General features: G+C 28.0%; 13 protein-coding genes. All 13 read left to right on the forward strand.

The window, feature by feature from the left end; translation table 11 throughout:
* Positions 1–285 (forward strand): sugar phosphate nucleotidyltransferase (locus tag ACFRAE_RS10105; protein WP_422797033.1); only part of this gene is annotated, 285 nt, incomplete at its 5' end.
* On the forward strand, positions 286–1,731 hold the full coding sequence (locus tag ACFRAE_RS10110) for a lipopolysaccharide biosynthesis protein (RefSeq protein ID WP_422797034.1): 1,446 nt from the start codon (positions 286–288) through the stop codon (positions 1,729–1,731).
* Entirely contained in the window at positions 1,728–2,330 is a 603-nt protein-coding gene (locus tag ACFRAE_RS10115; RefSeq protein ID WP_422797035.1) for an acetyltransferase, read from the forward strand. The genes ACFRAE_RS10110 and ACFRAE_RS10115 overlap by 4 nt, the downstream gene beginning before the upstream one ends.
* Positions 2,330–3,502 (forward strand): hypothetical protein, encoded by a 1,173-nt coding sequence (locus ACFRAE_RS10120; RefSeq protein ID WP_422797036.1) that lies wholly within the window; start codon positions 2,330–2,332, stop codon positions 3,500–3,502. The genes ACFRAE_RS10115 and ACFRAE_RS10120 overlap by 1 nt, the downstream gene beginning before the upstream one ends.
* Positions 3,492–4,517: a hypothetical protein gene (locus ACFRAE_RS10125; protein ID WP_422797037.1), complete on the forward strand. Its 1,026-nt coding sequence runs from the start codon at positions 3,492–3,494 to the stop codon at positions 4,515–4,517. Before ACFRAE_RS10120 ends, ACFRAE_RS10125 begins: the two co-directional genes overlap by 11 nt.
* Positions 4,518–4,521: 4 nt before the next feature.
* Positions 4,522–5,664 (forward strand): glycosyltransferase, encoded by a 1,143-nt coding sequence (locus ACFRAE_RS10130; protein ID WP_422797038.1) that lies wholly within the window; start codon positions 4,522–4,524, stop codon positions 5,662–5,664.
* Positions 5,665–5,667: 3 nt separating this feature from the next.
* Positions 5,668–6,804, forward strand: coding sequence for a glycosyltransferase family 4 protein (locus tag ACFRAE_RS10135; protein WP_422797039.1), 1,137 nt, complete (start codon positions 5,668–5,670; stop codon positions 6,802–6,804).
* Positions 6,801–7,916 (forward strand): right-handed parallel beta-helix repeat-containing protein, encoded by a 1,116-nt coding sequence (locus ACFRAE_RS10140; RefSeq protein ID WP_422797040.1) that lies wholly within the window; start codon positions 6,801–6,803, stop codon positions 7,914–7,916. The genes ACFRAE_RS10135 and ACFRAE_RS10140 overlap by 4 nt, the downstream gene beginning before the upstream one ends.
* Positions 7,913–8,521: a sugar transferase gene (locus tag ACFRAE_RS10145; protein ID WP_422797041.1), complete on the forward strand. Its 609-nt coding sequence runs from the start codon at positions 7,913–7,915 to the stop codon at positions 8,519–8,521. The genes ACFRAE_RS10140 and ACFRAE_RS10145 overlap by 4 nt, the downstream gene beginning before the upstream one ends.
* Positions 8,514–9,113, forward strand: a complete 600-nt coding sequence (locus ACFRAE_RS10150) for an acetyltransferase (protein WP_422797042.1) — start codon at positions 8,514–8,516, stop codon at positions 9,111–9,113. The genes ACFRAE_RS10145 and ACFRAE_RS10150 overlap by 8 nt, the downstream gene beginning before the upstream one ends.
* A 6-nt stretch (positions 9,114–9,119) precedes the next feature.
* Complete coding sequence (locus ACFRAE_RS10155; protein ID WP_422797043.1) at positions 9,120–10,271, forward strand: DegT/DnrJ/EryC1/StrS family aminotransferase; 1,152 nt, start codon at positions 9,120–9,122, stop codon at positions 10,269–10,271.
* A 70-nt stretch (positions 10,272–10,341) separates the two neighbouring features.
* On the forward strand, positions 10,342–11,094 hold the full coding sequence (locus ACFRAE_RS10160; RefSeq protein WP_422797044.1) for a polysaccharide biosynthesis/export family protein: 753 nt from the start codon (positions 10,342–10,344) through the stop codon (positions 11,092–11,094).
* A 13-nt stretch (positions 11,095–11,107) separates the two neighbouring features.
* Complete coding sequence (locus ACFRAE_RS10165) at positions 11,108–13,507, forward strand: GumC family protein (protein WP_422797045.1); 2,400 nt, start codon at positions 11,108–11,110, stop codon at positions 13,505–13,507.
* The last annotated feature ends 20 nt before the right edge of the window (positions 13,508–13,527 follow it).

Raw genomic sequence — 13,527 nt, forward strand, 5'->3', positions numbered from 1 at the left:
GGAGAACTGGAGATCACGGATGTGAATAGAGAATACTTGAAGAGAGGAAAGTTGAAAGTTGGGGTGTTTGATAGAGGTACAGCTTGGTTAGATACAGGCACAATTCAATCTCTGATGCAAGCAGGTCAATTTGTTCAAGTCATTGAAGAAAGACAAGGGATGAAAATTGGCGCCATAGAAGAAGTGGCCTATCGGATGGGCTATATAGATAAAAATCAATTAACAAAAATTGCTGAACCACTAAAAAAGAGTGGTTATGGTGAATATTTAGTTAATATTAGCTAAATGAACACTATTGTTAGGCACACGATAATATATTTCCTTGGGAAGGGAATTCCAGGATTAATCTCATTTATAAGTGTGTTGATTTTCTCAAGATTCTTAAATGCAAAAGAATATGGGGTTTATTCATTAATTGTTAGCCTGGCTGGAATTATAAATATAATTTTTTTTGATTGGCTTAGGTATGGATTAACGAGATTCTATCCTGAATTTAAAGTCAATAATGAAGAAAATAAATTTATTGGATTTTTACATATTACAGTTTTCTATAATATTATATTATTAGCTTTTATTTTTGTCTTATATTATTGTTTTGATAAATTTTTAATATTAGAAAATCAATTTTCAACATATATTCATTATATATTTTTTATAGCTGTTCTCCAATATTTGTTCACCATTTATAGTCAATTATTTGTGTCAAATTTAGAACCATTAAAATATAGCTATGCTAATATTTTAAAAACAGTTTTAACTTTGATTGTCGGTCTAACCCTAATTATGAATGGAATGAATTATATAGGATTGCTAATTGGCAGTTCCATAGGATTTTTAATTTCAGTTATTTATGCTTTTACACAGATTCCTTTCAAAAATGTAAAATTAGATTTTCAAAAACAGATTTTTAAAAATTTAATTAATTATGCATTACCATTAACGGCATCCGCGGGATTAAGCTTTCTTTTGAGTTATTCAAGTAGATTTATCATAAGTTATTTTAGGGGCGTTGAGGAAACGGGATTATATTCATTAGGATTTGATTTTAGTCAACAAAGCATAGGTGTATTTATAGCAATTGCTGCAACATCTGCAACACCAATAGCTATGAAAATATATTCGCAAGAAGGAAAATCTGTTGGATTAATAAAACATTTTAATCAATCCTTACAACTTTTATTAATAGTAGCATTACCAATTTTGATAATCTTTTTAAGTTGCTCAGTTGATTTGCAATCCTTCTTTTTGGGAAATAATTTTTCAAAACTAGATAGATTAGTACTTCCTCTAGTTTCTTTAAGTGCTTTTATTTTAGGACTTAAGAGTTATTATTTGGATTTGTTTTTTTACATAAAAAAAGAATCTAAATATCAATTATTCATTTTAATATTTGTTGCAACTTTAAATGTAATTTTGAATTTTATATTTATCCCATCATTCGGTTATGTGTCTGCTTTATGGATAAGTCTGATTGTGAATTTTTTAGCGGTTATATTTACTTATATAATTGTTCAAAAAATATTTCCAATACAAATAAATTATAGAGAGATATTAAAAATCTTAACAATTTCTGTTGTAATGTTCATAGTTATTATGATCTTCGGTAATAGTTCAAATATATTCATGTTCTTTATAAAGATAGGTTTGAGTATTTTTGTATATGGAAGCCTCATGGTTTATTTTAATAAAAATATAAAAAATCAAATTTCTAAATTTCTAAAAAGACAATGATAATAATTAAAATTTTATCTTATTTTATTAATTATAGTGTAATACAAAAAATTAATTCTTTCCTTAGTTGGTTAATGACATACTCAATAAATCGTCATTTAAAACAGGTGGATGGGATAGCTAAGTTTAATTATCCTTCATTGATAAAAGGGCCAGAAAGTATAGTAATGGGTAAAAATTTTATAGCAGGAAGAGGATTAAGGCTTCAAGCTATAAAAAAATATAATGATCAAACTTTCAATTCTAAAATTGTTTTTGGGGATAATGTTACTATAAATCCAAATTGTCAAATAGTAGCCATTAACACAATTATTTTTAAATCAGATGTATTAGTTGCAAGTAATGTCTTTATATCTGATCATGGTCATGGTATGTTGGATTTTTCAGATTTATCAATTTCTCCCAAAGACAGAAAGTTGTCATCAAAAGGGCAAATTATTATAGGTAATAAAGTTTGGATAGGACAAAATGTTACAATTTTAGGTAACGTTAACATAGGTGATAATGTTATAATAGGAGCTAACTCTGTTGTAAACAAAGATTTTCCAGATAACTGTATAATTGCTGGAGTACCAGCTAAAATAATTAAATTCATTTAATGCCTTTTAAAAAGATATTATATAGATTTTTACCATTATTGCTAATAATAATTGGGATTCTTTTTCCAACTTCAAGTGGTGGGATTACTAGTAATACATATTACTATTTAGTTTTTGCACTAATTTTTTCTATCTATTTTATTTTACCAAAAATGATATATGGCACTAATCTAGTCATATTTATTTTGGGTAATTTATTATTAATCATCTCAACAATATTTGCTTCAAATGTCTTTCCAGAGTTTTCATTTGGTATATTTCCAAGCTTCTTTTTGCTTTTTTTGATGTACTTTTTGAATTTAAAAGAAATTAATAATGGGAAAGTATTAATAATTTCTTTTCTTCTCAGTACTTATATAGTTTGCTTATTTGGGTTTGGAATTATAGTTCAAAATGATTTGATTATAAATCTGATTTTAGATAAATATGTTGCTAGTTATGAAGATTTGGTTCCGAATATGTTGGCTCTTCGCAAACCGGTTGGCACATTCGCAACTCATTCAATAGCTGCTTTATTTATTTTTTTATTTCTTTATTTAAATTTGAAAACATTTATAATAAAGCATAAGAATATTTATTTAATAAATGCTTTTCTCTTGTTTCTATTGTTAATATTTATCCGTTCTAATACTTCAATTTTATATACTGTTATTTCTATTGGTTTATTTGTTTATTTATTAAGATTTAAAGGCTTATCTAGTTTTCTACCAATATTATTAATAGGGTCAATAGGTGTTTACTTTGTTCTAAATAATCAAATATTTCTTGAAATGTTTGATTCAATTGATATAAATTATATTCTTTCCAGTGACAAAAATGGAATTGCAGGACGATATTCAGATGAATCACCTTTGTTACCAACAATTGATTATATTCTAAATAATCCATTTTCTCCAATAGGTTTAACCGTTTCAGATAAACTTTATTATTCAGATTCTGGTTTTATTCTTTATACGCTTAGAGGATCAATAATTTTACCAATTATTATTTATTTAGGTTTTTATAGATTTTTGGCTAAAAATTTACAGAATAAAAAAACAACGAATTTTATTTTTATTGTTATAATATTGTTCGAAGTTGGTTATCCAATATTAATTAATTCAAGATTTTTATTAATCTTTCCTTTTATAATAATTTATTTGAACCATCTAAATAATTATAATGAACAATAAAATAAATGTTAGTGCATATACCACTGGAATTAATGTTCCTAGTGCAAGATATAGAGTTCGTCAATTAATACCTTATTTAACTGATTTAAACTGTAAAATAACAGAAAGCCCATCTAAAGCAGGGGCATATCCCCCTTTAGGTTTCGGTAAAAGAATTTACTGGGCATTAAATAATATATCTGAGAATTTTATTAAAGTGTTACAGCAGCCTAAAACTGATATAGTTTGGTTACAAAAACCAATGTTTTCAAATCACTATACATTTGAAAGATTTTTGAAAAAACCTTTGATTTTTGATATTGATGATGCACTCTTTTTAGGAAATAACGGAAATTTTATAAAGAATATTTGTTCAGTTTCCGATAGAATTATTTGTGGCAATTCATATCTAGCTAATTATATTTCTAATTTTAATAATAAGATTGATATTATTCCTACTGCTGTTGATATCTCAAAATATGATAATACTATAGTTAATAAAACTAATGAGGTTTTTAATATTTTATGGACAGGGACTAGTTCTAATTACAAATATTTATATTCTATTGAAAATGCGTTAAAGATTATTTGTGATAAATTTCCCTTTGTTAAAATTAAAGTTATATCTAATTCTCCTCCTGTATTCAAAAAATTAAGTAACCATCAATTTACATTCGAATATTGGTCCCTAGAAAATGAATTTAGTTCAATTAAAACTTCACATTTAGGAATTATGCCCATTTTTGATGACGAATTCTCAAAAGGTAAATGTAGTTATAAAATGCTTTGTTATATGGCTGCAAAATTACCTGTAGTAGTTTCACCTTTTGGAATGAATGATGAGGTTTTAAAAATGGGGGAAATTGGATTTGGAGCTATAAAAGAAGATGAATGGATTAATTCTCTTGAAACAATAGTGACTTCAATTGATTTAGCATCTAATTTTGGTGAAAATGGATATCAAGTTGTCAAGAATTTTTTCGATGTCAAAGTTATATCCAAGCAAATAAAACAGTCTTTTCATTCTGTTCTTTAATCATATGAAAGAAAATAAAACAAAAATTTCTATACTAGCAGTTTCATTAGGAGGAGGAGGAGCAGAAAAGGTTATTAGCTTAATTCTACCAAATTTATCGACCATTTATGATGTTACATTGATTTTAATGTATCCTGTTTTTCATTTTAATGTTCCTGAAAACGTTAAAATTATTATTCTAAATGAGAACCCTCATCAATCAAGGTTTAAGACAATTTTTGAATATCCTAAATTTATTTTGAATTTTTTAAGAATTATAAAAACAAATAAAATTGATGTGTCTATTTCTTTTTTAACTCGACCAAATATTTTAAATGGAATTGCAAAGTTTTTTTATGGGAAGAGATTAAGAGTTATTCTAAGTGAGAGAAATTACCCTTCGATAGAATATGATTCTAAAGGTTTTAGATATATTATTTATAAAATTTTGATTCCTATATTTTATAATAAGTCAGATTTAATATTTTCTAATTCATTGTGGATAAATAAAGATTTAAAAGATAATTTTGATATTAGGGTTCCTATGACTGTTATATACAATCCAATAGTTATACCTGACAAATACAAATTACCCACAAATCAAATTATAAAACCTTCAAAAATAGTAAGTGTTGGAAGACTAATACCAACAAAAAATCATGAAATGATATTACGTGCATTTCATATTCTGAATAAAAAGCAATTGAATTTGAGTATTTTTGGAGCAGGGGAATTAGATAATTATTTATTAAAATATTCAGAGACCTTAAATATTGACAAGCAAGTCACTTTTTTAGGAAGAGTTAAGAATGTTACAGAATTACTTTGTGAATATGACATTTTTGTAATGTCTTCGAATTCAGAAGGATTTCCTAATGCATTATTGGAAGCTATGAGTGTTGGAATTCCTGTAATTTCTACAAATTGCTTATCAGGGCCATTAGAAATATTAAACGAAAATTTCGAGGTTTTCATTAAAGAAGGTGAATTTATTGAGTGTAAATATGGATTATTAATTAATGTAAATGATTCTTTAGGCCTGTCTAATGCTATAAGTTTTTTAATAAATAATGAATATGAATATATACGATATAGCGAACTAAGTAGAGCTAGGGCTAAAGATTATTCAATTGATGATATTTTTAAAGAATTTATAAAAATTATTTAATAAATGAAAAAGGTTATTCGTACTTCTACTGTGCCTATTTCTTTGGATGTTTTATTGAAAGGGCAATTGAAATATATTAAAAATGAATTTGAAGTTATAGCTTTATCTTCCCCTGGTATACAATTGGATAATGTTGGAAAGAGGGAAGGTGTTAGAACTAAAAGTATTAGTATTAAAAGGAAAATATCTATATATAATGATATTGTATCATTATTTAAGCTAATTTATTTTTTTATTAAGGAAAAACCACACATAGTTCACTCAATCACTCCAAAAGCGGGTCTTTTATCGATGATTGCGGCTTTTATAACAGGATGTCCTTATAGAATTCACACCTTTACGGGATTAATCTTTCCTTATAAAACAGGATTTCAACAAAAGATTTTGATTTTAATGGATAGAATATTGTGTTTATGTGCAACCCATATTTATCCAGAAGGTGAAGGGGTAAAACAGGATTTGTTGAAATTTAAAATTACTAATAAAAACTTAAAAATATTAGGTAACGGTAATGTTAATGGAGTTGACTTAAACTATTTTAACTCTAGTGAAGTTCAGGGGGTTGATGAATTAAGAAACATTTTAAAAATTGATTTAGATAGTTTTGTTTATGTATATGTAGGAAGGATTGTTAAAGATAAGGGAATATGTGATCTAGTAAGTGCATTTCTTGAAATTTCAAAATTACAAACTAATTGTAAACTTATAATTGTTGGAGATTATGAGTCATCTGATTTAATAGATATTGAAACAAGGAATAGTATTAATAATAATTCATCTATTCTACATGTAGGATTTATTGAAGATATAAGACCTTATTTAAAATTAGCAAATGTTCATATTTTACCAAGTTATCGCGAAGGTTTTCCAAATGTTGTATTACAAGCTGGAGCTATGTCTAAACCAAGTATAGTAACAAACATTAGTGGGTCAAACGAAATCATCCAAAATGGATATAATGGACTAATAATTGATAGTAAATCAGTTCAAGATTTATTTGAAGTTATGGAATATGTATTGTTAAATAAGCATATTTTAAATAATATGGGAATAAATGCTCGTAAGAATATTGAAGCAAAATATGGGAATGATATTTTGTGGAAAGCGATTTTAGATGAATACAATAGTTATTTTAAATGAAATTATTAATAACATCAGTTTTTTTTATTTTGATTTTAATAAATCAAGGTGTTTGTCAACCTTTTGTTTATAAAGATGTGCCTGACTATTTGAAAAAAAATGTTATACCTACAGAGCAAGAGATAAATAATGTAATTTTGAATTATCCAAAAGCTGTTGATGCTGTTAATTATTTGCCAAAGAATTATGTAATTGATGGTTCAGTTGATTATACTAAACAGATACAAAACGCTATTAATAATAATTCTCAAATAATACTTCCTAACTTCCCAGTTTTAGTTAATTCTAAAGGTTTAACACTGAAAAGTAATTCTATAGTGATTTTTAGAAAAAACTCTAAAATATTATTAAGACCGACAATTGAAAATAATTATCAAATTCTAAGGGTTTATAATGTTAATAATATTAAGATTTTTTTTCCAAATGTAATTGGAGATAAGGATAAACACCTTAGTAATAAGGGTGAATTTGGTATGGGTATCTCAATTAGGGGGTCTAATAATGTCAAAATTTATAAAGCCCAAATTTCAAGTTGTTGGGGGGATGGTCTATATATCGATGATTATTCAAAAAAAATATTAATTGAAGGAATTCATGTTGATAACAATAGGAGAAATGGGATTTCGATTGTTTATGGTTCAGATATAATCGTGAATAATCTTTTAGCTTCAAATACATTTGGAACATCACCTATGGCAGGTATTGACATAGAGCCAGATAATAATACTCAAGTTGTTAATAATATTACATTAAATTATCCTGTAACTTTTAACAATGGTAATAGAGGTATTTTATTAGCACTAATGAATCTCCCTGGTCCTAGCAAAAGAGAAGTAATTATAAATGTTAATAATCACACAGATTACTTTTCTAAAATGGGAATGGCATATTATCCTGGGAAAAATCAGAAAAAATGGGGAAATTTTTCTGGAAGAATTTTAATTAATAATCCTAATTGGAAAAATTCGTTAAATACTCCTTTTTTTATTCCAAATACTGAACTTTCTAATAATTTAGAAATATTATTAAATACAAATAATGGTGTTGATAGGAATACTATGAATAAAATCAAAAATATTACTAATATTCATTCAAAAATATATATTAAATGATTTACAGAGGTTTCCTAAAAAGACTAATTGATTTATTAATTTCATTATTTGGATTAGTAATTTTATCGCCTATTTTTATTATAATTTGTTTTTTATTATTTATTTCTAATTCAGGAAAAGTTTTCTTTCTTCAAGAACGACCTGGTTATAAAGAAAAGATATTTAAAATTATAAAGTTTAAAACAATGAATGATAAACGAGATAAATTGGGGCACTTGTTAAGTGATAAAGAAAGAATGTCATATTTGGGTTCTATTATTAGGAAATCATCTTTAGATGAAATTCCTCAATTAATTAATGTAATAAAAGGAGATATGTCTTTAATTGGTCCAAGGCCATTATTAATTCAATATTTGACTCTATACAATGATTATCAAAAAAGAAGACATGATGTTAAACCTGGAATTACCGGTTGGGCTCAAGTAAATGGAAGAAATGCAATTTCTTGGGATTCTAAATTTTCTTTAGATGTATGGTATGTTGAGAACATTTCATTTAAACTGGATTTGAAAATCTTGTTCCTTACAATTAAAAAAGTTTTCATAAGGGAGGGTATTAATCAAGTCGGTCACGTTAGTTCTGAAGAATTTAAAGGTAATGAATAAAATTTCAATATTTGGTGCTAGTGGGCATGCTAAAGTCGTGGTAGAAATTATATTATTAAATAATTTAGCTTTAAAAAATGTTTATGACAATGACTTTGAGAAAATAAAGTTTTTAGATCATGACATTGAGCACGATTTGGAAAAAATTGAAATGAATACATTCGTCACGATAGGAAATAATCGAATTAGAAAGTCAATAGTTAATGAATATAAATTAGAAGCTAGTTGCTTGATTCATCCGAATTCTGTTGTGTCAATTTTTTCTAAAATAGGCTTAGGAACAGTTATTATGGCTGGTGTAATAATTAATCCAAATGTTTTAATAGGCAACCATTGTATAATAAACAGTAATTGTTCTATAGATCATGATTGTAATATTGAAGATTTTGTACATGTTTCTCCAGGGGTGAGTATTGCAGGGAATGTTTCTATAGGAGAATGTTCACATATCGGAATTGGATCTTGTATAATACAAGGTATTTCTATTGGGAAAAACTGTATAATTGGTGCAGGTTCGGTTATTATACGTAATATTCCTGATAATTCAGTTGTTGTAGGAAATCCTGGCAAAATAATTAAAAATAATTTATAAAAGATAATGGGAAATATAGAGAATGATAAAATTTGGCTTTCCTCACCACATATGGGAGGGAACGAATTAAAATATATACATGAGGCTTTTGATGAAAATTGGGTTGCTCCCCTAGGTCCGAATGTAAATGAGTTTGAATTAGCATTGGAATTATATTTAAAATCAAATGTTAATATAGCAGCATTATCTTCTGGTACAGCAGCTCTACATTTAGCCTTAATTGAATGCGGAGTTGGTTTTGGCGATGAAGTTATTTGTCAATCTTTTACTTTTTCGGCTTCTGCGAACCCGATTGTATATCTTGGTGCCACACCAATATTTGTGGATTCAGAAATTGATACTTGGAATATATGTCCAAATGCACTCGAAGAAGCAATTGTAGATCGAATAAAATCTGGTAAAACTCCAAAAGCGATAATTGCTGTACATTTATATGGAATGCCTTTTAAAGTTGATAAAATCATGAGTATTGCAAATAGATACAATATTCCTGTGATTGAAGATGCTGCTGAAGCTTTAGGATCAAAATTTAAAAATCAGTTTTGTGGTACATTTGGTAAATATGGGGTATTGAGTTTTAATGGTAATAAAATTATAACAACTTCAGGTGGAGGTGCATTAGTTTGTCAAACGAAAGAAGACAAAGATTTTGCTGTATTTCTCTCCACTCAGGCTAGAGATAAGGCGACACATTATCAACATTCCCATATAGGCTACAATTATAGGATGTCAAATATATGTGCTGGCATAGGACGTGGTCAGATGGAAGTATTACCTGATAGAATAAATTCGAGAAGAACAATGATGAAATTTTATTTAGAAATTTTTAATAATTATCCAGGTATTAAAATGCAAATTGAGCCTTCTAACTTGTATTATTCCAATCATTGGTTATCTGCTATTGTTATTAATCCTGAGGAATCTAAATTTACGAGTGAAGATTTGAGATTAGGATTGCAAAAATTTAATATTGAGTCTAGACCATTATGGAAACCTATGCATTTACAACCAGTATTTATAAACTCTCCATATTATGGTACAGATATTTCTGAAAATTTATTTAATAATGGGTTGTGTCTTCCTTCTGGATCAAATTTAAATGAATTACAAAAAGAAAGAATAGGAAATAAGATAACTGATATTATTAATAGTTTTTAGTGTTAATATTTTTATAATAAAAGTTGGACTAATTTTTGATATCATGGACTCATTATTAGCTTTTAGAATTATGAAACTACTCTTTAGTATAATTTTACTTTCTTTTTTATTCTCTTGCGCATCAAGAAATGAATTGGTTTATTTTCAACAAGATTCGGTTGTGTTAAATACGACTAATAGACAATTTACAACAAAATTTCAGCCTGGAGATATTTTAACTATTTCAATTACGGCAGATGATTTAAAAGTAAGTTCTCCATATAATCAAGTAAATATTTATCAAGCAGGAACATTACAATCAAATAGTCCATTTGTGCCTACTTACACTATTGACCAAGATGGCTTTATTGATTTCCCACAATTAGGTAAAATCAAGTTAGGAGGGTTAACACGATTGGAAGCAATTGATTATATAAAAAAAGAAGTCGGAAAAGATATTCATAATCCTGGCGCAAATATTACCTTACGCAATTTTAAAATTTCTGTTTTAGGAGAGGTCGTGCGACCAGGTACTTTTACCATTGATAATGATCGTGTTTCTATTTTGGAAGCATTGGGTTTGGCAGGTGATATGACCATAAATGGGGTAAGAAAGAATGTTTTGGTTGTTCGTGAAGAAGATGGACAAAAAAATGAATATCGAATAGATTTAACTAAAAGAGAATCGTTAAATTCGCCAGTATATTTTTTAAAACAAAATGATGTAATTTACGTAGAACCCAACGGAGCAAGAATTCAATCTTCGAAATATACGCAAAACACATCCATTTTTGTATCGATAGCTGGTTTGATTATTACCATAGTAGCTGTTATTGTTCGTTAATTAGACAAGATTCATGAGTAATTTACCAAATTCTAAAAATTCAAAAACTGAGGATCAAGAAATTAATTTAAAACAATTGTTTGAACAATATGCTTATTATTGGAAATGGTTTGTTTTATCTTTAATTGTCTGCATTTCAATAGCCTTTGTGTATTTGCGTTATGCAGATAAAATTTATAGTGTTACTGCTAAGATATTACTTCAAGATGAAAATAAAGCTACTGGTGAATTATCTGGGTTAGCTGAAATGGCTTCATTAACAGGAATGGGAAGTTCCTCTTCGGCATTTGTGTCCGATCAAATCGATGTGATGAAGTCCCGAAGAATATTTAGAAAGGTTGTTGATCAAAATAGATTTAATATAACGTATACATTCAAAGGTAATGTAAAGTCTTCTGAATTATTAGAATCTCAATCACCAATAAAACTAGTTTTATTAGATCCACAGAATAGTAAATTGGATTCATCATATTATTCAATTACAATTGTTCAAAAGAATAATAAATTAGTAGTAACAGATAATGATTACGGCACAAGAAATATTGGGTTTGGTCAGAAATTTAATAGTCCTTTAGGATCTATTATGATTTTGCCTCAAGGAAAAAGACAATTAAATTATGAAATAGAAATTTTATTTGTCCCTGTAAATAGATCCGTAGATGATTTGCTTAAACAAATTAATATTACACCAAATAAAGAGAAACAATCTTACGTGGTTAATTTTTCTATGAATTCTGGAAATATTTACAAAGCCCAATTACTATTAAACTCTTTAATTGATCAATATAATAATGATGTTACGGAAGACAAGACGAGAATAAGTAAGGCGACATCTCAATTTATCAATTCCAGATTAGATCTAATATCTAAAGATCTGGCTTCCGCAGATTCAAAGGTTGCTGATTTTAAAGATCAGAGTAATATTGTCGATATGGAGACAGAAGCTCAACTTTACATGCAAAGTGCAACTGAGAATGATCGAAAATTAATTGATTTTCAAACTCAATTGCGCTTAGCTGATATGATGAGTGGTGCTATGAATGGTACTGATGGGGCTTTATTACCATCCAATATTGGTTTAGAAGATCCTTCAATACAAGCTACTGTAAAATCGTATAATGATTTGGTGTTGGAACGTGATGATTTATTGAAATCTGCAACTCCAAGTAATCCTGTTGTACAAAATTTGAATAAAAGTATTTCAGAAATAGGTTTAACATTAAATTCTTCATTAGCGAATTATAGGCAAGTATTGCAATCCAATGTAAATGCACTACAAGGGCAAAAGAATAAATTTGAAGGTAAATTAAATAAGCTTCCAAATCAAGAGCGTGGATTTAAGGATATATCTAGGCAACAACAGATCGTAGAATCTTTGTATCTATTTTTGCTTCAAAAACGAGAAGAAACAGAAATTAAAGCGTCTGCAACCCCTGCCATTCTAAAAGTAATTGATGAAGCCTATGGATCAAACATTCCTGTTTCTCCGAAAAAATCTATTGTACTTCTTGGAGCTTTTATTGTCGGATTACTGCTTCCGTTAGCAATACTCTACATTAAGTTTTTATTAGACAATAAGGTGCATTCCAGAAAAGATATAGAAGAGAAATTTAATGCGCCGATTTTAGGAGAAATTCCAAGTTCGGAAGATCCAATCGTGAAAGATAATGATCGTTCGTCATTGGCAGAAGCATTCAGGATATTACGGACCAATATTTCTTTTATGTTGGGCGCAAAGAAAGAATCTGCAGTGATGTTTGTGACTTCGACGACTTCTGGTGAAGGAAAATCATTTGTTTCGACTAATTTATCGCGCATATTGGCTATGTCAGGTAAGAAGGTTTTATTGATTGGTGCAGATATTCGTTCTCCAAAAGTATTGGATTATTTAGGTTTATCGCATTTGCAACATACGAATATTGGTATTACTCAATATTTAATTAATCCGGATATGCCGGTAGAGAATATCATCATTAAGAAACCTGCTCCTTATGATTTTGACATCATTTATTCGGGTTATATTGCACCAAATCCAGCAGAGTTATTAATGAATGGCTATTTTAATGAGGTTATTGAATACGGAAGAACGCATTACGATTATGTAATTGTAGATACTGCGCCAGTAAGTTTAGTGACGGATACTTTATTAATTGCGGAAAATGCTGATTTGACTATCTATGTGACTCGTGCAAATTACTTAGATCGTCGTTTATTGAATGTTCCTAAGGAATTGTATGAAGATGGTAAATTAAAGAATATGGCAGTAGTCATTAATGATGTGGATTTCGCAAGAGGTTATGGATACGGTTATGGATATGGGTACGGTTATGGCTATATTGATTCGAGTTCTGTTTCTTTGAGATCCAAACTGAACAAGCAAGTAAAGAAGTTCTTTAAGAAGAAGAAAAAATAAAACAATGGAAAGGACACCTA

It is taken from the genome of Sphingobacterium sp. HJSM2_6 (assembly GCF_049316305.1).
Lineage (GTDB): Bacteria > Bacteroidota > Bacteroidia > Sphingobacteriales > Sphingobacteriaceae > Sphingobacterium.